This window comes from Acrocarpospora macrocephala (assembly GCF_009687865.1).
GTDB lineage: Bacteria > Actinomycetota > Actinomycetes > Streptosporangiales > Streptosporangiaceae > Acrocarpospora > Acrocarpospora macrocephala.
Genome location: NZ_BLAE01000015.1, coordinates 147,240 through 169,209, shown reverse-complemented (window position 1 = coordinate 169,209; position 21,970 = coordinate 147,240). Strand labels below are relative to the sequence as shown.

Genomic DNA, 21,970 nt, shown 5'->3' with positions numbered 1-21,970 from the left:
TTCAGGCGGGGAGGGCCAGCTCGGCGCGGTCTCGCTGGGTGTGGAGGTTCCAGTAGCTCTGGGCGAGGTCGTCGGGGGCGATGGCCGGGATGCCCTCGGGCGCGTTGTCGGTGATCATGGCGTTGATGGCGACCGTGGCGGCGTGGATGCCCTGGCCGGCGAGGGTGTTGTGGAGGTTGTGCGCCCAGTTGCGCAGGGCGGCCTGGGCGGCGTTGAGGGTGGCGAGGAACGGATAGGGGCTGATCGCGCCGCCGCCGGTGGTGTAGAGCAGCGTCCCGGATCCGGCTTCGAGCATGGCGGGCAGGACGGCCCGGGTGGCGGTGACGGCGCCGTAGAGGATCTCCTGAATGGCGGGCTGGAGGTTGTCCACGGTGACGTCGGCCGGGTTGACCTGGACCAGCCCGGCGTACGGGGAGAACTCCAGCACGTCGATCCGGCCGAACCGGGCGGCGGCGGCCTCCAGCGCGGCGGTGAGGGAGGCGGTGTCGGTGACGTCGGCGGGGAAGCCCTCCGCGGTGATTCCCTGGTTGACGAGTCCGGCCGCGAGGACGTCCAGGTTGGTCTTGCTGCGGGAGATCAGCGCGACGTTGAAGCCGTGGCCGCCGAAAACCTTGCCGAGGGCGGCGCCGAGGCCGGGGCCCGCGCCGACGATGACGATGGTGGGCATGACGGAAGTCCTTTCGTCGATCGGGTGATGGTGAGCGGGGTGCGGGCTCAGGAGCTCTCAGAGATCCTGCGGTCGGGGTCGACGGCCCGCAGGATGCGGGAGGCGATCACGCCCAGCTGCCGCTGCTGGGCCTTGGTCAGCGGATCGATGACCAGGCGGCGGACCTCGGCGACGTGCCGGGGCGCGGCCTCCGCCACCACGGCGAAGCCGTCGCCGGTGAGCGTCGCCAGGGTCGTCCGCCCGCTGGCCGGGTCGGGTGACCGCTCGACCCAGCCGCGCTTCTCCAGCCGGCTGACCACGTTCGACAACCGGGACAGGGTCGCGCCCGCGTACCCGGCCAGCACGCTCATCCGCATCGTCCGCCCCGGTGCCATCGACAACGCCGACAGCACCATGTACTCGAACTGGCTGATCCCCGCGTCCCGCTGCATCTGCGCGTCCAGCGCCGCGGGCAACTGGTTCAGCAGCAACGCCAGCGCGTACCAGCTCTGCTGCTCATCGCCCTCGAGCCAGCGCGACTCCAGCTCCTCTTCCACACCCCCACCATACTTCACGCTTGAAGCATTTGCCCACCCTGATCACTTTTGGCGTGAAGTATCGTCGAGCGCCTCGACGAGCGGGCCCGCACCTACAGCTACTCCGCCCCCGAGCCGCCCCTCCCGGTACAGGACTACCGCGCCACCATCGCCGTACACGAGGTTCCCGGCGAGCCGGACAGTTCCCGGGTGGAGTGGTCGGGCAGTTTCACACCGGTGGGGGTCACCGAGGAGGAAGCGATCGCCGCCGTCCACCGCGTCTTGAGCGGCGGCCTCGAGGCCCTGCGGCGGACGCTCTCTGCGTGAAAGACCTGCAACCCGGCGTGACCTGACGCGCCCCCAGGCTCGCCCATCCCGAGCCGGGGGCGCGTCCTTCACGGTGTCACGCGTAGAGGAAGTAGTAGTAATACTGGCTCTTCCACTCGCATCTCCAGCCGTTCCACCAGCCTTGGTCGTCGCCGTAGCTTCCGACCCGCTGGCATTCCGAGTATTGCCGGTAGATGCCCTTCACCGTCTCGGCCTGCGCCGGGGCGGCGCCGATCGATAACGACATACCGGTGGCTAAAACGGCCGAGACGAGAACCGCACGTACCTTGCGCATCAATCCTCCTGCGACTGGGCGGATCACGGCGGTCAAGATATCACTAACCGGGTGCAAGGAAAGGATTCTGGCACCCGTACGCCAGGCGCGGAGCATCACCGCCGGCTGAGGGCGGAAGTGATGATCGTCCAACCGGTAATGACCTGGCCTAATCAACTGCGGGAAGGATGAAACTTTCACAGAGCGGCACATGTTCAACGATGATTGCTGCGATTAGAGGCCGACACTTGCACTTTGTCCCGTCCGGTCCCAGATGGGCCGCGTTCCCTGTTTGCCATCAGGAATGGACCGATCCCACAAATACTTTTGACCATTGTCGCGTACCTGTCATATCGTCACCTCGCCCATATCGATGCGAGGCCGGGGACGTGCGTTCTCACAGGCGCAATGGCTCGCGTGCTGATCGCGGCTGCCCCGGCACCGGGGGAGATCTGCACGGCCAGCTGGGAAGCGGCGATCATCCGAACACCGGAGACACACCATGCATGCTCGTATCCGCACGTCCACGATCGTCGGCATGGTCATGACCATGCTGGCCACCCTCGGTGTGTCGCTCGCCCTCGCGCCACCGGCGCACGCGCAGGTGATCAGCGATATCGCCTACGCGCCCGCACAGCCGGCCGGCTCCAGGGGGCACCTGCTGGACCTTTACCTGCCATCCGGCGGCATCACACCCCGGCCGCTGCTGATCTGGCACAGTGGCTCGGCGTGGACGAGCGACGATGGCAAGACCGGCGCGGACGCGATTGCCGCCATCTTCAACGCCAAAGGGTTCGCGGTGGCCGGCGTCAGCGTCCGGTCCAGCTCTCAAGCGATCTTCCCGGCCCAGGTGCACGACATCAAGGCGGCCATCCGCTGGCTGCGCGCCCACGCCGGCGATTACCAGCTCGACCCCAATCGCTTCGCCATGATGGGCGACTCCTCGGGCGGCTGGCTGACGGAGATGGCCACCCTGACCGGCGGCGTGTCGTCGCTGGAGGGCACCATCGGCACGACCGGCGTCTCCAGTGCCGTGCAAGCGGGACTCGCCTTCTTCAGCCCCACCGACTTCCTCCAGATGAACGCGCAAAACCTGCCGACCGGAGGGCTGGACCACAACTCTCCCGCCTCTCCCGAATCCCTCCTGATCGGCTGCGCCATCCAGACGTGCCCCACCCAGGTGGCCCTGTCCAATCCGATCAACTACGTCGACAGCGCCGACCCGCCGTTGCTGTTCCTGCACGGCCAGGCCGATTTCCTGGTGCCGCACGGGCAGAGCGTGCTGCTCTACGACAGGATCAGGACAAGCTGTGGCAACGCCCAGTTCATCTCGATACCCGGCGCGGATCACGGTCTGGCCTGGGTCCTGGACCCCGCCCGCTTCGGCACCCAGACCACCTACACCGCCCAGAATTGCTACGGGACCACCCAGGTCGGCTCGCCCAACCCCACCTGGGACACCTTTGACGGCTTCCTGCGCGGCGGGCTCAAGATGGGCACCTCCTGCCAGGTCGCCTGGGCCCCCACCGTCTGGGGCACCGGTTTGTCCGCCAACGTGACCATAACGAACACCGGCGCGACTCCCATCGACCGCTGGGTCCTGACGTGGACCTGGCCAGGCAATCAGCAGATCACGAGCACCTGGAACGCCACGGTGACCCAGTCCGGCGCTCAGGTGACCGCACGCGACGCCGGCCACAACGCCGTTATCGGCGCCAGCTCCGCCACCACCTTCGGCTTCCAGGCGACCTACAGCGGGACGAACACCCCGCCGCCTGAGTTCAAACTCAACGGCATCGTCTGTACCAGGGTGTTCGGATAAGACGACGCGTATATGTCCGTGCTGCCGGTCCGTGCGACGGACGGACCGGCAGCGGATCGGCTGTTCTCCCGAGCGTTATTTTGGAAACACACTCCGGAACCATTCATGCGCAGAACCGCACGGAGCCCGGAGCGGAGAAGTGCATTTCATCGCTCAACACGTTCCGCCGAACTCCGATCACGGAATGATGTTTTTCAGATTTCGGACGTGCATATTGCGTCAGTCGATCTACAGTCCTATCCTTGCCTACGTGACGGCCGATGAGGGAGAGGAACTCGTGACGGCAATTGGTTCAGGGCACTTCGGCGGCCGGCAGGGATCGCGGAACTACCAGCTGAACATCGCCTGACCACCGGCTCCGTATTCCGATATTTTTCGTCGGCCGGCTGCGAGCTATTCGAACATCCCGTACCGGGATTTCACCTCGTTTCACAATGAAAAGACTGTACGTAGCGGGTGCTTTTGTGTGAACGCACGATACGGGCGGCGCCCGTTCGCTTTGTTCGCCTGACCCGCTGCCGGAAGGCCCCGTCGTTGCGGCTTGTCCGGAAAACCCCGCCGGCGTCCTGGTGACGTCGTTCTCCCTGGTGCCCCGTCGATTCGGCGGTGCCCCTTCCTCGCCATGCCGACAGGTGTGGCGATCGTCGACGAGTTAGGGGACGTGTGCGTACATCCAACATGTTCGTCAGGAGCCTCGGCGTCTTCGTGCCGGACGTCGTGAGCGTCGAGCAGGCGGCTCGGGACGGCCGGTACCCGGCCGAGGAGGTTGAGCGGTTCCAGCAGATCGGCGCGGCGGTCGCCGGCGACATGCCCGCACCCGAGATGGCCCGGCTCGCGGTCCTGGACGCCTACGACCGCTGGGGCGAATCCGCCCCGCGAAATCTCGATCTGCTGCTCTATCCTTCGGTCTGGCATCAGGGTCCGAACGGCTGGCAGCCCCAGCACTACCTGCAGATGCATCTCCTCGGCGGGGGAGTGCCGGCGTACGAGATCCGGAGCGGCTGCGTCGGAATGATCAGCTCACTCGAGCTGGCGGCGAGTTATCTGCAAGCCGACCCGGACCGGGAGACGGCGCTGGTGGTCTCCGCCGACAACCACGGCACCCCGCTGGTGGACCGCTGGCGGATGACGCCCGGGGCGGTGATAGGCGATGCCGCGTGCGCGCTCATCCTCGGCAAGGAGTACGGCATGGCCGAGCTCCTCGCGGTGAACGCGACAACGATCCCGGAGGCCGACGCGGTCAACGACGGCGCCTACCCCTTGTTCCCCCCGGACGCCACCATCGGGAGGGGGCTGAGCTTCGGAGACCGGCACGAGGAATTCCGCCGGCGGTTACTCGAAAAGCAGGGAACCGGAATACACCTGAAGATCCAGAAAACGATGATGCAGCAGGTGGAACGGACCCTGGAAGAGGCCGGGATCGGACTGGCCGACATCACTCGGGTGGCGTTCCCGCACGGCCGCCGCGAAGACCTGGACGGGCAGATGTCCTGGCTGGGCATCGAACTCGAGCAGACGACCTGGGACTACGGCCGGCGCGTCGGCCATTGCGGCGCGGTCGATCAGTTCATCGCCTTCGAGCATCTGGTCGCGACCGGTGGGCTCGTACCCGGCGATCACCTGCTCATGGTGGGGTTCGGTTCCGGCACGTCGGTCGCCGCGGCCGCGTTCAGGGTCCTCGCGACCGCTCCCGCGACACGGCCCGCCGGCACGAGAGGGCACGCGGCATGACGACCGAAGAGATCGCCTCCAGGCTGGTCGCCTTCATCCAGCAGAACCTGGTCCCGGCCGATGTCGACATGGAGGTCGACGAGACGACCCCGCTCCTGCTGTCGGGACTTCTGGACTCCTTGCGAACGGCGCGCCTGCTGAACTTCATCCGGCGGGAGATCGGCGTCCCGATCCCCGCCGCGAAACTCGATGCCGAGAACTTCGCGGACGTGGCGACCATCGTCGCGGTGATCAAAGAACTCGAACCGGCTCCATCCGTTTAGCCGTCCGATCGAGCGAGGGCAGAGTCATGCAGTGGGCGGACACGTACATCAGCGGAGTGGGAGCCTTCCTCCCCCGGACGATCAGCGTCGAGAAGGCCGTCGCCAAAGGCTGGTATCCGGCCGAAGAGGTCGAACTGCACAACCTGGCCGGGGCGGCGGTGGCCGGTGACCTACCGGCTCCGGAGATGGCACTGCACGCGGCGCAGAGCGCGCTCAAGCGCAGCGGGCGGGCACCGGCCGACCTGGATCTCCTGCTTTACGCCTCGACGTGGCACCAAGGTCCGGACGGCTGGCCGCCGCATTCCTACCTGCAGCGCCATCTGGTCGGCGGGGATGTCCTGGCCACCGAGATCCGGCAGGGCTGCAACGGGATGTTCATCGCCTTGGAACTCGCGGCGAGCTACCTGGACGCCGCTCCCGCCCGGCAGGCCGCCTTGCTGGTCGCCGCCGACAATTACGGCACCCCGTTGATGGATCGGTGGCGGATGGGTCCCGGCTACATCGGCGGGGACGCCGCCAGCGCGCTCGTGCTCACGAAGGAGGCGGGTTTCGCGCGCCTGATGTCGGTCTGTACCGTGACCGTGACCGAGGCCGAGGAACTGCACCGGGGCACCGAACCCCTGTTCCCTCCCGGCGTCACCGTCGGCCGCCGGATGAGCTTCGGGGCCAGGAACGAGCAGTTCCGGCAGCAGGTCATGCCCCGGGGCGAGGGCACGGCGGCCCTGTTCAAGATCCAGCGGGCACTCATGGAGGTCGTCGAGCGCGCGCTGGCCGAGAGCGGCATCGAGGCCCGCGATCTCGCCCGGGTGGCCTTCATGAACTACTCCGAAGAGATCGTCGAACAGCGCTGCATGGCCGCGCTCGACCTGCCGATGTCCCGATCGACCTGGGACTACGGCCGCACCATCGGCCACTGCGGGGCCAGCGACCAGGTCCTTGCCCTCGACCGGCTCCTACTGACCGGGCAACTGGGCCCCGGCGACCACCTGCTGATGCTCGGCACCGGCCCGGGCGTCACCGTCTCCAGCGCCGTGATCAAGATTCTCGATACGCCTGCATGGTCCTGAAACGTCGTCACCGAAAGGAAACGAACGCGATGGTCGACAGTTCGAGCGGAGTCCGGGTGGAACCGGTGGCGGTGGTCGGGATCGGATGCCGCTTTCCCGGCGATGCCGACACACCGGAGGGATTCTGGGACCTGCTGTGCGCCGGCCGGAACACGACCCGGCCGCTGCCCGCAGAACGCTGGCGCTCGTACGAGAACCGGAGTCCCGAATACGCCGCCGCGCTGCGCCATGCCGTACGCAACGGCAGCTTCCTGAGCGACATCGAGGGCTTCGACGCGGAGTTCTTCGGCCTGTCGCCCCGGGAGGCCGAGCTGATGGATCCGCAGCAGCGGGTCCTGATGGAGACCGCGTGGGAGGCCCTGGAGCACGCCGGCCTGCCGCCGCGCAAGCTGGCCGGCACCGACACCGGGGTGTTCATCGGGGTCTGCACCGACGACTACGGACGCCGCCTGCTCGAGGACCTGCCCCAGATCGAGGCGTGGACCGGGATCGGCGCCGCGACCTGCGCCGTCGCCAATCGCATCTCCTATTCCCTGGACCTGCGCGGGCCCAGCATGGCGGTGGACACCGCGTGCTCGGCGTCGCTGGTCGCGCTCCACCTGGCCGCGCAGAGCCTGCGGCTCGGCGAGAGTGACGTCGCCCTCGCCGGCGGGGTCAACCTGCTGGTGACCCCGGGCGAGACCCTCACGCTCGGCGCCGCCGGAGCCCTGGCCCCCGACGGGCGGTCCAAGTCGTTCGACGCCACGGCCGACGGCTACGGACGCGGTGAGGGCTGCGGCGTGATCGTGCTCAAACGGCTGTCCGACGCGCGCCGCGACGGTGATCGGATCCTCGCGCTCGTCATCGGCAGCGCCGTGAACCAGGACGGGCACACCAACGGCATCATGGCGCCGTGCGGGGCGGCCCAGGAACACGTGATGATCCGGGCGTGCCGGCAGGCGGGCATCGCACCGGCCACGGTCGACTACATCGAGGCGCACGGGACCGGGACCCGGCTGGGCGACCCGCTCGAGGCGGGCGCGCTGTCCGCCGTGTACGGCACGGGACGGCCCCCCGGCGACCCATGCCTCATCGGCTCGGTCAAGTCCAATATCGGCCACCTCGAAGGCGCCGCCGGCATCGCCGGTGTCATCAAGGCGGTGCTCGCCCTCGGCCGCGGTGAGATCCCCCCGAGCGTGCTGACCACCCCGAACCCGGCCATCTCGTGGGAGACCTCCGGGCTTCGCGTGGTGACCGAACGATCGGCCTGGCCGGATCGCGGCCACCCCAGCCGGGCGGGCGTCTCCAGCTTCGGGTACGGCGGCACCGTCGCGCACATCCTGCTCGAACAGGCGCCGCCGGCTCCGGAGGCGCCCCGGGGCGAGGGGACGGGGCAGCGCCTGTTCCCGCTGTCGGCCGCGTCGGAAACGGCGCTGCGGCAGTACGCGGGCACGCTTGCCGACCGGCTCGAAGGGGGGCTCGACCTGGCTTCGGTGGGGCACACGCTGGCGCTCCGGCGCTCGCATCTGGCCCGTCGAGCCGTCGTGATCGGGGCGGACCGGGACGAGTTGGCGGCCAACCTGCGCAGGCTCGCGGCGGACCTGCCGGCCGAGGCCGTCCTCACCGGGGACGTGCTGCCGGTGCCGGGCCCCGGGCCGGTCTGGGTGTTCTCCGGGCAGGGCTGCCAGTGGCGCGGGATGGGGCGGGACCTGCTCGCCACGGAGCCGGAGTTCGCGGCCCTGGTCGACGAGGTGGAGCCGATCTTCGCCGCGGAGATCGGCTTCTCTCCCCGGCAGGTCCTGGCCGAGGGCGAGCTGGACGGGATCGACCGCGTCCAAACCATGATCTTCGTGATGCAGCTCGGGCTCGCCAGGCTCTGGAGCGCGTACGGAGTGGTCCCGGAGGCCGTCATCGGTCACTCCGTCGGCGAGATCGCGGCGGCGGTGACGGCCGGCGCGATGAGCGTCTCCGACGGCGCGCGCCTGATCTGCCGCCGGTCCCGGCTGCTGCGCCAGGCCGAGGGCAAGGGGGCCATGGTGATGGTCGGACTGCCGTTCGAGGAGGCGGCCGAGCGGCTGGAGGGCCGTACCGACCTGGTGGCCGCGATCTCGTCGGCGCCCGCCTCCACCGTGCTGTCCGGCGACGTCGCCGCGGTCGAGGACGTGCTGAACGAGTGGCCGGCCGAGGGCATCGTGGTCCGCCGGGTGGCGTCGGACGTCGCCTTCCACAGCCCGCACATGGAGCCGCTGGCCGTCGAGCTGGCGGCGGCCACCGCCGATCTCTCGTTCGGCGCGCCCCGCATTCCCATGTACACGACCGTGCTGACGGACCCCCGCTCGACGCCCGTCCTCGACTCCCAGTACTGGGCGGCGAACCTCCGGGACCCGGTACGGCTGGCCGCGGCGACCACGGCCGCCGCGCAGGACGGCTACCGCGCGTTCCTGGAGATCTCCCCGCACCCCGTGGTCGCGCACTCCATCACCGAGACGCTCGGGGAGACCGGGTTCGAGGACGTGTTCGTGGGCACGTCGCTGCGCCGGAACCAGCCGGAGCGATCGACCTTCCTCGCCGCAGTGGGCACGGCGCACTGCCACGGCGTCGATGTGGACTGGAACCGTCTGCAGCCGGACGGCGACCTGGCCGCCCTGCCGCCGTACGCCTGGCAGCGCCGCCGCCACTGGCGTGACTCCTCCAGCGGCGACGAGAACCGAGGGCACGACGTGCACTCCGCCACCCTGCTCGGAGCCGGGACGAGCCTCGCGGGCAGCCGGGCACGGGTGTGGCGGACCAGCCTGGAGGACGCCAACCGGCCCTACCCGGGCAGCCACGCCGTCGGCGGGGTCGAGATCGTGCCCGCCGCCGTGCTGGTCAACACGTTCCTGCACGCGGTCGCGGACAAGGACGGCATCCTCACCGATGTGGAGATGACGCATCCGCTGATGACCGCGGCACGCAGGCAGATCCAGGTCGTCCACGAGCCTCCCGGGATACGGCTCGCGGCGCGTACGCCGGCCGGCCTCGGCGAGCCGGAACCCGCCTGGCTGATCCACGTCACCGCGTCCGTGCCGGCTCCCGGCGCTCCGGGCCAGGTGCTGCCCGACGTGCTGCCGGACGCGACCGGTCTTACCCCGATCGACACCGGATTCGTGCACCGGCGGCTGGCCGCCGTCGGCGTCCCCACGACGGGCTTCGACTGGACGATCGAGACGCTGCTGAGCGGAGACGGAGTGCTGCGCGCCACGGTCCGCACCGGGCAGTCTGTCGAGACACCTCCGACCTGGGCACCGGCGCTGGACGCGGTGATGTCCGTGGCTCCCTGCGTGTTCGCCGGCGATCCGGTGCTGCGCATGGTCGTGCACATCGACGAGGTGGCGCTGACCGGCCCGCCGCCGGAGACGGTGATCATCGAGGCGGCCGTCGACCCGGCAGGCGACGACACGGTACGGGCGCTCCTGGCCGACGCCGACGGCCGTGTGGTGGGACACCTGTCCGGACTCCGCTATCCGGTGATCGACGCGCCCGCGGCGGCTGAGGAGGAGCTCCGGGAGCCCGCGGAGTCGTACGCCGGTCTGCCGCCGGAGGAGCTGCGCGAGTTCGTCCTGATCGAGGTCCGCGCGGAGATCGCGGCCGTGATGAGGCTCGCCCCGGCGGACCTGGCGCTCCGGCGTCCCCTCGTGGAACAGGGGCTGGATTCGGTGATGACCGTCATGGTCAGGCGGCGTCTGGAGAAGCGCTTCGGCTGCCGCCTCCCCGCGACCTTGCTGTGGCAGCAGCCCACCATTTCCGCGATCGCGGGTCACTTGGTGGATCTTCTCGTGACAGTGCGACCGGTCGCCGAAGCGGAGGTCGTTCTCGAGAGCGTGCCTGCGATCGGGGGTTGAGGCCGGGCGATTCAGCCCGTACCGGACACCAGTCCCACGCGGTACGCGAGGACGACCGCCTGGACGCGGTCGCGGAGGTCGAGTTTGGCCAGGATTCGTGAGACGTAGGTTTTCACGGTCTCGGGGGCGATGAACAACGTCGCGGCGATCTCCGCGTTGGACAGGCCGGCGGCGATCTGCCGGAGTACCTCCAGTTCGCGGTGGGTCAGCGCGCGCACGATCTCCTCGCGGGCCGGGCGGGCGGTGTCGGCGGGGCGCAGGCGTTCGGCGAAGTGGCCGATGAGGGTGCGGGTGACGGCGGGGGCCAGCAGTGAGTCGCCGCGGGCGATGGTCCGTATGCCGTTGACGAGTTCCGCGGGGGGCGCGTCCTTGAGCAGGAAGCCGCTGGCCCCGGCCTTGAGGGCTTCGTAGACGTACTCGTCGATGTTGAAGGTGGTGACGACCAGCACTTTGGCGGGGGAGAGGAGGCCGGGGCCCGCCAGCCGGCGGGTGGCTTCGATGCCATCGATGATGGGCATGCGGATGTCCATCACGATCACGTCGGGGTTGAGCCGCTGGGCGGCCGCCACCGCTTCGCGGCCGTCGGCGGCCTCTCCGACGACGGCCATGTCGGGCTGGGCGGAGAAGATCGTGTTGTAACCGGCGCGTACCAGAGCCTGGTCTTCGCAGATGAGCACGCGGATCGGAGGGCCGGTCACGGGTCGTTCCTGGCGGGGATGCGGGCGTGGACGCGGAAGCCTCCGCTGGGGCCCGCGGCGGCGGACAGTTCGCCGCCGAGCAGGCGCAGTCGTTCACCCAGCCCGGAGAGACCGCGCCCGCCAGCCGACACGGTGGCAGGACCGCCGGTGGTCACTTCGATCTCGATGCGGTCCTCGTGGTGGTGAACCGTGACCGCCGTGGGCTGACCCGCCGCGTGTTTGACCGCGTTGGTGAGCGCCTCCTGAACTACCCGATAGGCGGCCAGTTCCACGTCCACGGCCCGGGGCAGCTGGTCACCCAGCTCGGTCAGATGCACGGGCTGGCCGGATAATCGGGCCCGTTCGACCAGGTCGCCGACCTTGCCCAGGGTCGGTGCGCGGTCCGCGGCGGGCTGGTCACCGGTCGCCTCCAGTACGCCGAGCAGGTGCCGCAATTCCGTCAGGGCCCGGCGGCCCGTGTCGCTGATGGCGGCCAGCCCATCCCCGGCGCGGGCGGGCGCGCTGCCGACCAGGAACTGCGCGGCGTCGGCCTGCACGACCATGGCGGTCACGTGATGGGTGACCACATCGTGGAGTTCGCGGGCGATACGCGCCCGTTCGGCGGTGGCGGCCACGTGCGCGCTGAGCCGCCGCCGTTCGGCCTCCTCCGCCCGCCACCGGCGCACCCCGGCACCAGCCATCCACATCACCGCCAGCGCCAGAGAGAACGCGAGGAAATCCTGCACCTGGTTCGGGGATCCCAGATTGTGCAGGTGGACCGCCAGCGCGGTGTAACCCACGGTCGCGGCGGCGACCAGGCCGTACCGGAACCTGGCTTGGTGGGCTCCGGCGGCGTACAGGGACAGGTAGAGCCCGATGCTGGCGAACGTCGGCGGATACGCCAGTGCTTGGTGCACCGCGAAGGCGGAGCCGACGACTGCCACGCAGGCCGCAGGATGGCGGCTGCGGATGACCAGCGGCACGGACTGGGCCAGGGCCAGCAATACCGCCAGCGCGTCCGGCGGGCGTCGGGGCAGGTCGCCGATCTGGGCAGACATGGCCGACATCGTCGGCACGTACGCCAGCAGGGTGACCGCCACCGCGAGCAGGCCGTCCCGCACCGCCAGGTGCTGGGCCCGCCACCAGCCCGGCCACGAGCCGATGGCGCGGATCGCGTACGCGAACACCCGGCAAGCCTAACGGCGGCCACGCCGCACCGGGATCAGGCCGCCGCGCCGGTGCGCCAGGACGAGCATCGGCACGGCCAGCAGCACGCTCACGGCGACCGGGATGATCGACGCTTCAAGACCGAACCCGCCGCCGGTCAGCCACGCCGGGCCGCTCACCTCGGTGGCCAGCAGCCCCGGCGACACGTGCCCGGACACCGGGATGCCCAGCAGCGCCACGGTGGCGTTCCACGCGGCGTGCAGCCCCACGACGAACCAGATGGTGCGCCGCCACAGGAACGCGGCCCCGAGCAGCACACCCGCCTCGACGGCGATCGCCAGCGAACTCCCCAGGGTGGCCGCGGGGTTGGCCAGGTGCGCGCCCCCGAACACCAGCGCGGTGACCGCGACGGCGCCCACGCTCCCGCACAGCCGCTCCAGCGCCTGCAACGCCAGGCCACGGAAGATCAGCTCCTCGGTGACCGCCGCCCCCACCGCCGTCGCGGCCACCGTGAACACCACCGACAGGACGTTCCCCGATGCCCAGCTGAAGGCGTACCCACCTGCGGCTGCGATCAGCAACGCCGAGACCAGCACGAACCCCAGCCCGATGCCGGCCCCCGACAGCGCCTCCCGCCCGGCCCCTCTTCTGGCGATCTCCGGTGTCTGCCGCCCGGCGGCGTACCGCATCACCGCCCAGTACACGGCCAGCGCGGCGCCCGCGCCCACGACGGCGAGCACCGGCCCCGCGTCCGCGGTCACCGCCGACACCACGCCGACGCCGAGCAGTCCGATCAGCATCCAGGTCAGAGGGAACCGGACGATCCGCCGGATCCGGCCGTCCGGGAGCGCGTGCTGCGGGCTACCTGTCGTGCTCATGGTGACCTCCGTCGATGTCGGCCGCCCGGTCGCGGCGCACCGGAAACGCTATGAGCGCGGCCCATTTCGGCGAATCACCAGTGAGTGGACGATTTCGGTAGCTCTCACGGGGGATCCTTGGCAACGTCAACGGCCGTCTGGTCGCTCGGCGGCGCCACCGGTGTCAGGGGCGGGGCGGGTGAGGCGGACCATGGCTCGATACAGAGCGGTGGGTGCGGGGGGCTGTTCCAGCGGTGGCAGGTCGGCGCCGGGGGTGGCGTAGGCGCGCAACATCTGGCTCACCAGCCGTCGCCAGGTGTCGGGGGCGGCGTCTGCGGTGGCGGCGACGACGCCGGCGTTGGCCATCAGCAGGATGACGAGGTCTTCTGCGGTGAAGTCGTCGCGCAGGTGGCCGCTGGCCTGGGCGCGGGCGATGAGTTCGAGGAACGCGTTGTAGGCCTCGGCGCGGCGGGCTTCCAGTGCCTTGGCGGCGGGGAAGGTCATGGTCAGCACGTCGGCGAAGCCGCGGTCGGCGGCCTGCATGGCGCACACGGCCTCGATGTAGCCGGTGAAGCCGCGCCAGGGGTCGGGATCGGCGAGGGCTTCGGCGGCCGCGGCGGCGTAGGCGTCCATGCGGTCGGCGAAGACCGCGTTGATGAGTTCTTCGCGGGTGGCGAAACGGCGCGACAAGGTGGCCTTGCCGACGTCGGCCTCGCGGGCGACACACGCCATGGAGACGCCGAGTCCGTGGCTGGCGTACAGGCGGCGGGCGGCGGTCAGGATGCGCTCGCGGTTGCGTTCGGCGTCGGCGCGCAGTCCCGGTTCGGGCTGCCGGTCGGCGGGCGAGTCGGGCTCTGCGGTGGGTGTCATGACCCCCACTCTACCAAGTGGAACGGGCTACCCATTTTCGTTGCTAGGCTGCATGATGGAACCGGGTAGGCCGTTCCACTTTCGAAAGGTGCAGCTCATGCGTGCCGTAACGCTGAACTCCGTCCCTGCGACCCCCGCCGTGACCGAGATCCCCACCCCTCACCCCGAGGCGGGAGAGGTGCTGGTGAAGGTGGCCGTTTCCTCGATCAACGGCTTCGACGCCTCCACCGCGGCGGGCTACCTGCAGCAGATGATGGAGCACCGCTTCCCGCTGGTGGTCGGCAAGGACTTCGCCGGCACCGTCGAAGCGCTCGGCGAGGGCGCCGAAGGCTTCGCGGTCGGCCAGGCGGTCTTCGGCGTGGTGATGAAGCCCTTCCTGGGCACCGGTTCACTGGCCCAATACGTCACCGTGCCCGCCGGCTACGGCATCGCCCCCATCCCCGAGGGCCTGGCCGTTCAGGAGGCGGGCGCGCTGGGCCTGGCCGGCACCGCGGCGCTGGACAGCGTCAACGCCGTCGCCCCGGCCGACGGCGAGACGGTGCTGATCTCCGGCGCCACCGGCGGGGTGGGCGCGCTGGCCGTGCAGCTCGCCGCCGCCCGCGGCGCCCGAGTGATCGCCACCGCCCGCCCCGGCGCCGAAGCCGACTTCGTCACCGGCCTCACCGAGCACACGGTCCACCTCGTGGACTTCAGCGGCGACATGCAGGCCGAGGTCCGCGCCCTCGCTCCCGAGGGTGTGGACGCTGTGCTGCACCTGGCGGGCGAGGGCAGCCAGCTCGCGGGCCTGCTGCGACCCGGCGGGCGGATCGCCTCCACCCTCGGCCTGACCTCCGATGCCGTCACCGGCAGCGTCCACGGCGGGGACGTCACCGTCCACACGATCATGGCCGACCCGAACCCGCAGACCCTGGCCGTCCTGGCCGAGCAGACCGTCTCCGGCGCGCTGCGCGTGCCGGTCACCGCCACCTACCCGCTGGAGCAGGCCCCTGAGGCGTTCGCCGCCTTCGGCGCCGGAGCACTCGGCAAGCTCGCCGTCACCTGCTCCTGAGAACCCCGTCCATCCGCTCCTCCGGAAGAGATCTGATCGTGCCCACCATTGAGTAGCGGGGTCACCAGCAGGAGCACGCCGGCCAGGCCGACGGGCCAGAGCGCGCGCAGCGCCCCGGCCAGGAGCAGGATCTGGTGCTGCCCAAACCAGGTGACGAGCGGTCGGGCCAGCCGCGAACCGAGTAGCCCGCCCATCGCGCCGAGGCCCACGGCCGAGAGCAGGTAGCTGACCGCGTCGGCCACCACCGTGATGAATCTATACTTTTCAAGTAGGAAATACCTAGATATAGTACGCGGGTATGACCACTAAGTTCATTTCGGCCACGACGGGAGCTGAGTCTCTCCTCTCCGCTAATCCCAGCCGCCGCGGCTTCCTGGCTTTTGCCGGGGGTGCCGCCAGCTTGCTGCTGGTTGGCTGCGGCGCCGACGGTAACCCGGCGGTAAGCGCGAAGAGTGGGGGTGCTCCCGTCAAGGGCGGGACCCTCAAGTTCGCCTGGCTGGGTGCGCCCGAGTCCATCGACCCGCAGATCAACAGCAGTTTCGCCGGTGCGAACTTCTCCAACAACATCGTGGACCGGCTCCTCTTCCAGGACCGTGACACCGGCGAGTTCAGTCCATGGCTGGCCACCAAGTGGGAGTACAACGACGACATCACCGAGTACACCTTCACGCTTCGAGAGGACGTGACCTTCAGCGACGGCACCAAGTTCAACGCGACTTCGGTCAAGAACAACCTCGACCAGTTCTTCAACGGCGATGAGGCGCTCGGCATCCTGCCCAACGGCAAGAGCTACCTCGGTCCGTACCAGGAGACCCAGGTCGTCAGCGACTACGTCGTCAAGGTGCGCTTCAGCGCCCCCAACGCGAGCTTCCTGCAGCTGAGCGCCCACAGCGGCACCGGCAACATCAGCTTCCTGGCGGACAAGACCCTGAAGTCCTCGGCCGAGGATCGGCTGAAGCCGGAAAACGTGATCAGCACCGGGCCGTTCATCGTCACCGAGTACGTCCCGAAGGTGCGCACCGTCATCACCCGCCGGAACGACTACACCTGGGCGCCGGCCGCGCTGGGTCACGAGGGACCGGCGTACCTGGACAAGATCGAGTTCATCACCATTCCCGAGGCGAGCGTGCGCGTCGGTGCGCTCCAGTCCGGTGACGTGCCGGCCGCCTTCGACATCCTCCCCACCGACGAGCAGGTCCTGACCGCCCAGGGCTTCGAGCTCACTGCCAGGATCAACCCCGGCTTCACGCTCGGCTGGCAGTTCAACCTCAGCCTCGCGCCGACCAACGACATCAACGTCCGGCGCGCCATCGTGGCAGCCACGGACCGGCCCGGGTTCAAGAAGACGCTCCTGTCCAACTCCGAGGGCGAGGCGCACTCCGTGCTCACCGACGGCGTCCCGGGGTTCGCCGACTACAGCCAGGGCGCGCTGAAGTACGACCTCGACCTGGCCAAGAAGCTGCTCGACGACGCCGGTTGGCAGCCCGGCGCCGACGGAATCCGGGCGAAGGACGGCGTCAAGCTCCAGCTCAAGGGCACCGGCAACATCCTGGTGCCGGACGCCCGAGTCACCTACGAGGCGACCCAGGCGGCGCTGAAGTCGATCGGAGTGGAGGTCGAGATCGTGTTCGACCCCAGAAACATCCCGGCCGAACAGCTCACCGCGGAGTACCACCTGGCGAACATCAATCGTGGCCGGAACGACGTGGCCGTGCTCAACACGCAGCTCAACCCCGACCGGGGGAACGGCGCGGTCATCCCTGCCGACTTCCCGGACCGGGCGCGGATCGTGAAGACCTTCGACGCCCTGGACACCGCCACCGGAGCCGCGCAGGCTCCCCTGGCCAAGGCCGTGCAGGACCTCATCCACGAGGAGCTGGTGCTCGTCGACCCGCAGTTCCAGACCTCGCAGGTCGCCGCCGCGAAGGGTGTCCAGAACATCTACCTCGACGGAGCCGACCGGCTGCTCTTCCTCACCACCTGGGTGGGCGGGAAGTAGCCCGTGAACTACGCCTTGCTGAAACTCGGCCGCGCGCTGATCGTGGTGTGGGGGGCCTTCACGGCCTCCTTCATCCTGCTCTATCTGATGCCGGCCAGCCCGATCGAGCTCCTCTTCCCGCCGAACGAGCGCGCCAGCATCGACCCGCAGGCGTTCAAGGAGATGGAGCACGCCTACGGTTTCGACCGCCCCGCGTGGCAGCAGTACGTCGACCGTCTCCTGGCAGCCCTGCACGGCGACTTCGGGACATCGGTGGGCACGGGTCAGCCGGTGATCAAGGCGATCGGCGAGGCGTTGCCCAACACTGTGATCCTCGCGGCGTGCGCACTGGTGCTGGCGTCGCTCTTCGCGCTCTCCATCGCCTGGGTGGCGACCTATCTGGAGTCGGCGCGGCTGCGCAACCTCATCTCAAGCGTGCCACCGCTGCTGGTGTCGTTTCCCAGCTTTCTGCTGGGCCTGATCATCATCAAGGTCTTCTCCTTCCAGCTCGGCTGGTTCCCGCCCATCAGCGGTGAGGGGCTGAGGGGGCTGGTGCTTCCCGCGGTGGCGCTGGCGATCCCGGTCTCGGGACCGATCGCTCAGTTGCTGCTGCGCAACTTCCAGACCGAGTACGCCTCGCCGTACGTCCTGACGTCCTACAGCAAGGGCACCCGCAAGGGGAAGGTGCTCAACACCGAAGTGCTGCGCAACGCGAGTCTGCCGGCGCTGACCCAGGGCGGCATCATCGTCGGAGAGTTGCTCGCCGGCGCCGTGATCACGGAGACGATCTTCTCGCGCGCAGGGATCGGCCGGCTCACCGAAGACGCGGTCCGGGCCCAGGACGTCCCGATCGTCCAAGGCATCGTCATGCTCGTCGCCGTCTGCTTCGTGACGGTGAACTTCATCGTCGATGTCTCCTATCCGCTCGTCGACCCGCGGCTCAAAGCCGTATCTAAGGGTGTGACCGCGTGACCATGCGCCTCACGACAGCCTCCGGCCTGGACGCCCTTGATGCCACGACGCCTTCCGCTCCGCCTCGACGGCGGTTCGGCGTGTTGCACCCGGTCGTCGCCCAGCCTGGCCTTGTGCTCGCCGTCTTGGTGATCCTCTTGGCCGTTGCGTTCTGCGTGATTCCGGGAGTCTTCACCTGGAAGGACCCTTACGTCCCCGACACCAGCGCGATCCTCGCGGGACCCAGCGCCGCCCAACCGTTCGGAACCGACCGGCTCGGCCGTGACATTTACACCCGTACGGTATACGGCACGGTTATCACCCTGACCGCCACCCTGCTGGCGGTGTCGATCGCGTTCTTCATCGGAACCGCGCTGGGTCTGGTGGCGGGCTTCGTCCGGGGCGTCGTCGACCTGGTCCTCATGCGCGTCGTCGACGTCCTGCTCTCGGTTCCCGGCTTGTTGCTGACGATGGTGATCGTCTCGGCGCTTGGCTACGGCACGACCAATGTCGCAGTCGCGGTCGGCATCTCCTCGGTGGCGAACTTCGCGCGGGTGATGCGCGCGGAGGTTCTCAAGGTGACACAGGCGGACTTCGTCGAGGCCGCTGCCAGCATCGGCACCCACAGGCTCGCCATTCTCCTGCGTCACGTGCTGCCGAACTCGATGAGCTCGGTCGTCGCGCTGATCCCTCTGCAGTTCGGCTCGTCGATCCTCGCGATCGCGGCGCTGGGATTCCTCGGTTTCGGAGCTCCGCCGCCGCAGCCGGAGTGGGGCTTGCTGGTCGCGGAGGGTCGTGACGTGCTCGCGGTCGCGCCATGGATCTCGCTCTTCCCCGGTGCGGTCATTCTGTCGGTGGTGCTCGCCAGCAACCGGATCAGCCGTGCGTTGCAGCCAGAGAGGGGACTGTGATGTCGCTGCTCTCCTTCACCGACGTCAGCATCTGGTACATCCGCCGCGGTGAGCAGCCCAGTCAGGCGGTTGCCGGTGTGTCGCTGGCGGTCGCGCCTGGCGAACTGGTCACGATCGTCGGCGAGTCGGGTTCGGGCAAGTCCACGTTGATCCGCTCGGCGATCGGGCTGCTGCCCGCCAACAGCCGGATCAGCGGAGAGGTTCGGCTCGCCGACGCCGACGTCGCAGGTTGGTCGCACAACAGGTTCGCCCGCTATCGGGGCACCTATGTCGGCTTCATTCCGCAGGATCCCGGCGTCTCGTTGAATCCGGTCAAGCCCATCGGTCGCCAGATCGAAGACGCGTTACGCAACAGGCTGCGCCGGCACCGACTCCTGCCGTTCGGCAACGGGGCCCACAACCTGCGCATCCGATCCGACGCGTTCCGGTTCCTGGAGCTGGCCGGCCTTTCGGCGCCCGAGGCGATCTACGCAAAATACCCGCACGAACTCTCCGGTGGGATGAAGCAGCGGGTGCTGATCGCGATCGCCCTTTCGGGTGAGCCGAAGCTGCTCATCGCCGACGAACCAACCAGCGCGCTCGACGTCACCGTGCAGAAGCAGATCCTCGACCACCTCGACCTGCTCCGCAGGGAGCTCGGCATCGGGATCCTGCTCGTGACCCACGATCTCGGGGTGGCCCTGGACCGAGCGGACCGCATCGTCGTGATGCGCAATGGTTCCGTTGTCGAGGAGGGCACCAGCGGCGAGTTCCTGCATGGCGTACGCGACGACTACACCCGCCGGTTGCTGGACGCGGCACCTGGGCTGCACACCGGCCGGCTCACACCCCGCCCGATCGAGCTCGCGCGGGCCGCGGCCGGTGAGCACGAGCGGAGTACGTCCGAGTACGCCATCGAGGTCACGAACGTCTCCAAGACGTTCACCACTCGCCGAGGCGGCGTCGAGCACTCGGTCAAGGCCGCCGATGACGTCTCCTTCAAGGTCAAGTCTGGGACCACCCACGCTCTGGTCGGCGAGTCGGGCGCCGGCAAGTCGACCATCGCCCGAATCGTGGCCGGGCTGACGGCAGCCGACAGCGGGGAGGTGCGACTGCTCGGGCAGGCCGGGCGATGGAGCCGCAAGCGGCTGAGCCGGAGCCTTCAGTTCGTCTACCAGAACCCGTTCTCGTCGCTGGACCCGCGCTTCTCTGTCGCGGATCTGGTCACCGAGCCGATCCGGGTGCACCGCAAGGACATCGGCCGGCGGGACCGGTACGAGATCGCCCTGGAGCTACTCGACGGTGTGCGACTGCCGCACAGGTATGCCAAGCACAAGGCAGGTGAACTGTCGGGCGGGCAGGCTCAGCGGGTCGCGATCGCGCGGGCGCTCTCCCTCAACCCGGAGATCGTCATCCTCGACGAGGCGGTGTCGGCATTGGACGTGTCCGTCCAGGCCGAGATCCTCCAGCTCCTGGCGGACCTCCAGGCGGCGTACTCCCTCACCTACCTGTTCATCACCCACGATCTCGGCGTTGTGAAGCTGCTCGCCGACACGGTGTCGGTACTTCGAGCCGGGTCCGTGGTGGAGTCCGCGGACACCGCGAGTGTCCTCGGCAACCCGCAGGAGGAATACACCAAGCTCCTGATCGACTCGGTCCCCGGCTCCCACCTGAAGGTCTGACAGAACGAGCATCACTCTCGGGGGTACGGCACGCCGAACCGCTCGCGCAGCGTGTTCTCGCCGTACTCCCGCCGGAAGATCCCCTTCTTCTGCAGCAGCGGCACGACGTGCTCGATGAAGAGCTCCAGGCCACCCGGGAGCGTGTCGAACTGGATGACGAAGCCGTCGGCCGCGCCCGTCCGGAACCATTCCTCGAGGTCGTCGGCGATCTGCTCCGCGCTGCCCACGAGATTGCGGTGCCCTTGCCGCCCGTCGGCGGCCAGCTCCCGTACGGTGCGGTGCTGGTTGCGCTCCAGGTAGAGCCGGGTCGCGGTGTCGAAGCCCACCGAGCTGTAGGTGTCTCCGGTGGACTTCAGCAGCTCCAGCGGGAATGGCCGGTCCGGGTCCAGTCCATCGGGGTCCACGCCGACCCACTTGGCGAACCGCTCGATGGGATTGCCCACCGGTGTGACGATCTCGTTGTGCTCGGCGATGCGGCGTCGTGCCTCTTCCTCGGTCGAGCCGACGACCGGGTTGATTCCCGGCATGACCGCGATGCTCTCCGGGGAACGCCCGTAACGGGCGACGGCTTCCTTGAGCTTCCGGTAGGACTCCCGGGCCGGCTCGATGAAGAGCGCGGAGGTGAAGACGGCATCGGCGAACCGCGCGGCCAGGTCGACGCCGCCCTCAGAACCACCGGCCTGCGTGATCAGAGGACGGCCCTGAGGTGACGGAGGAAGCTGCAGTGGCCCGGCGACGGAGTAGTGCTCCCCGACAAAGTCGATCGGCTTTATCAGGCCCCGGTCGACCGCGACCCCGGACGTGGTGTCCAGCACGAGCGCCCCCGGCTTCCAGCTGTCCCAGAGCGCGGTGACGACCTCGACGGCCTCGGCGGCCCGCGCGTACCGCGTCTCGCGGTCCGGCAGGTCGGTGAAGCCGTAGTTCAGGCCCTCCGGCTTGTTGCGACTGGTCACGACGTTCCATCCCATCCGTCCGCCGGAGAGGTGGTCGAGTGAGGCGAAGGACCGGGCGATGCCGTACGGGTGATGGAAGGTGGTCGAGTACGAGCCGACCAGGCCGATCCTGGATGTCGCGGCGGCCATCGCCGACAGGGTCACGATCGGGTCGAGCCCGGAGTTCGGGTAACCCTCGGGATGCAGGTAGGAGTTGTCGGCCATGAAGGCCGTGTCGAAGAGTCCGGCCTCGGCGATCTTGGCGATGTTGGCATAGTGGGCGGGATCGAAGAAGGCCCGGGGGTTGGCCTCGGGCAGCCGCCAGGCGGCAGGGTGGGCGCCGGCGGAGATCACGTTGACGTTCAGGTGAAGGGTGCGCTTGGACATGGTGA

General features: G+C 69.1%; 20 protein-coding genes. 11 read left to right on the top strand and 9 right to left on the bottom strand.

Going from position 1 to position 21,970, the window contains the following annotated elements:
• Nucleotide 1 precedes the first annotated feature (1 nt).
• Nucleotides 2-667: an SDR family NAD(P)-dependent oxidoreductase gene (locus Amac_RS15245; protein ID WP_155355022.1), complete on the bottom strand. Its 666-nt coding sequence runs from the start codon at nt 665-667 to the stop codon at nt 2-4.
• A gap of 47 nt (nt 668-714) precedes the next feature.
• On the bottom strand, nt 715-1,203 hold the full coding sequence (locus tag Amac_RS15240; protein WP_155355021.1) for a MarR family winged helix-turn-helix transcriptional regulator: 489 nt from the start codon (nt 1,201-1,203) through the stop codon (nt 715-717).
• A 60-nt stretch (nt 1,204-1,263) separates the two neighbouring features.
• On the opposite strand from Amac_RS15240, the gene Amac_RS57900 reads away from it, so the two are divergent.
• Nucleotides 1,264-1,509 carry an SRPBCC family protein gene (locus Amac_RS57900; RefSeq protein ID WP_155355066.1) on the top strand — a complete coding sequence of 82 codons (246 nt, stop codon included), beginning with the start codon at nt 1,264-1,266 and terminating at the stop codon, nt 1,507-1,509.
• A gap of 76 nt (nt 1,510-1,585) precedes the next feature.
• Here Amac_RS57900 and Amac_RS15230 read toward each other — a convergent pair whose 3' ends face one another.
• The gene (locus tag Amac_RS15230) at nt 1,586-1,804 is read right to left on the bottom strand and encodes a hypothetical protein (protein ID WP_155355020.1); all 219 of its coding nucleotides are present in this window, start codon (nt 1,802-1,804) and stop codon (nt 1,586-1,588) included.
• A gap of 481 nt (nt 1,805-2,285) precedes the next feature.
• On the opposite strand from Amac_RS15230, the gene Amac_RS15225 reads away from it, so the two are divergent.
• The 5 genes from Amac_RS15225 (at nt 2,286) to Amac_RS15205 (ending at nt 10,526) form a co-directional block, all read left to right on the top strand.
• Nucleotides 2,286-3,605, top strand: coding sequence for a cellulose binding domain-containing protein (locus tag Amac_RS15225; protein ID WP_155355019.1), 1,320 nt, complete (start codon nt 2,286-2,288; stop codon nt 3,603-3,605).
• 663 nt (nt 3,606-4,268) lie between these two features.
• Nucleotides 4,269-5,336 (top strand): ketoacyl-ACP synthase III family protein, encoded by a 1,068-nt coding sequence (locus tag Amac_RS15220; protein ID WP_246268357.1) that lies wholly within the window; start codon nt 4,269-4,271, stop codon nt 5,334-5,336.
• Nucleotides 5,333-5,599 (top strand): phosphopantetheine-binding protein, encoded by a 267-nt coding sequence (locus tag Amac_RS15215; RefSeq protein ID WP_155355018.1) that lies wholly within the window; start codon nt 5,333-5,335, stop codon nt 5,597-5,599. The genes Amac_RS15220 and Amac_RS15215 overlap by 4 nt, the downstream gene beginning before the upstream one ends.
• A gap of 26 nt (nt 5,600-5,625) precedes the next feature.
• Nucleotides 5,626-6,666, top strand: a complete 1,041-nt coding sequence (locus Amac_RS15210; RefSeq protein WP_155355017.1) for a ketoacyl-ACP synthase III family protein — start codon at nt 5,626-5,628, stop codon at nt 6,664-6,666.
• Nucleotides 6,667-6,695: 29 nt separating this feature from the next.
• Entirely contained in the window at nt 6,696-10,526 is a 3,831-nt protein-coding gene (locus Amac_RS15205; protein ID WP_155355016.1) for a type I polyketide synthase, read from the top strand.
• 11 nt (nt 10,527-10,537) lie between these two features.
• On the opposite strand, the gene Amac_RS15200 is transcribed toward Amac_RS15205, so the two are convergent.
• The 4 genes from Amac_RS15200 to Amac_RS15185 form a co-directional block, all read right to left on the bottom strand.
• The gene (locus Amac_RS15200; protein ID WP_218041088.1) at nt 10,538-11,224 is read right to left on the bottom strand and encodes a response regulator; all 687 of its coding nucleotides are present in this window, start codon (nt 11,222-11,224) and stop codon (nt 10,538-10,540) included.
• The gene (locus Amac_RS15195; RefSeq protein ID WP_218041087.1) at nt 11,221-12,390 is read right to left on the bottom strand and encodes a sensor histidine kinase; all 1,170 of its coding nucleotides are present in this window, start codon (nt 12,388-12,390) and stop codon (nt 11,221-11,223) included. The genes Amac_RS15200 and Amac_RS15195 overlap by 4 nt, the downstream gene beginning before the upstream one ends.
• A 9-nt stretch (nt 12,391-12,399) precedes the next feature.
• Nucleotides 12,400-13,248 carry a CPBP family intramembrane glutamic endopeptidase gene (locus Amac_RS15190; RefSeq protein WP_155355015.1) on the bottom strand — a complete coding sequence of 283 codons (849 nt, stop codon included), beginning with the start codon at nt 13,246-13,248 and terminating at the stop codon, nt 12,400-12,402.
• A 126-nt stretch (nt 13,249-13,374) separates the two neighbouring features.
• On the bottom strand, nt 13,375-14,097 hold the full coding sequence (locus Amac_RS15185; protein ID WP_155355014.1) for a TetR/AcrR family transcriptional regulator: 723 nt from the start codon (nt 14,095-14,097) through the stop codon (nt 13,375-13,377).
• Nucleotides 14,098-14,194: 97 nt separating this feature from the next.
• On the opposite strand from Amac_RS15185, the gene Amac_RS15180 reads away from it, so the two are divergent.
• Entirely contained in the window at nt 14,195-15,145 is a 951-nt protein-coding gene (locus tag Amac_RS15180; RefSeq protein WP_155355013.1) for an NADP-dependent oxidoreductase, read from the top strand.
• Here the strand turns inward: Amac_RS15180 and Amac_RS15175 are convergent.
• Complete coding sequence (locus Amac_RS15175) at nt 15,064-15,390, bottom strand: hypothetical protein (RefSeq protein WP_155355012.1); 327 nt, start codon at nt 15,388-15,390, stop codon at nt 15,064-15,066. The two genes, Amac_RS15180 and Amac_RS15175, sit on opposite strands and share 82 nt — an antisense overlap.
• Nucleotides 15,391-15,443: 53 nt before the next feature.
• Here Amac_RS15175 and Amac_RS15170 point away from each other — a divergent pair, with 53 nt between their 5' ends.
• The 4 genes from Amac_RS15170 to Amac_RS15155 are packed head-to-tail and all read left to right on the top strand — an operon-like array spanning nt 15,444 to nt 20,646.
• Nucleotides 15,444-17,144: an ABC transporter substrate-binding protein gene (locus Amac_RS15170; protein WP_155355011.1), complete on the top strand. Its 1,701-nt coding sequence runs from the start codon at nt 15,444-15,446 to the stop codon at nt 17,142-17,144.
• A gap of 3 nt (nt 17,145-17,147) precedes the next feature.
• Nucleotides 17,148-18,095: an ABC transporter permease gene (locus tag Amac_RS15165; protein WP_218041086.1), complete on the top strand. Its 948-nt coding sequence runs from the start codon at nt 17,148-17,150 to the stop codon at nt 18,093-18,095.
• A 2-nt stretch (nt 18,096-18,097) separates the two neighbouring features.
• Nucleotides 18,098-18,985, top strand: coding sequence for an ABC transporter permease (locus Amac_RS15160; protein ID WP_155355061.1), 888 nt, complete (start codon nt 18,098-18,100; stop codon nt 18,983-18,985).
• The gene (locus tag Amac_RS15155) at nt 18,985-20,646 is read left to right on the top strand and encodes an ATP-binding cassette domain-containing protein (protein WP_155355010.1); all 1,662 of its coding nucleotides are present in this window, start codon (nt 18,985-18,987) and stop codon (nt 20,644-20,646) included. The genes Amac_RS15160 and Amac_RS15155 overlap by 1 nt, the downstream gene beginning before the upstream one ends.
• Nucleotides 20,647-20,657: 11 nt before the next feature.
• Here the strand turns inward: Amac_RS15155 and Amac_RS15150 are convergent, their stop codons facing one another.
• Nucleotides 20,658-21,965 (bottom strand): NtaA/DmoA family FMN-dependent monooxygenase, encoded by a 1,308-nt coding sequence (locus Amac_RS15150; protein WP_155355009.1) that lies wholly within the window; start codon nt 21,963-21,965, stop codon nt 20,658-20,660.
• Nucleotides 21,966-21,970 lie beyond the last annotated feature (5 nt).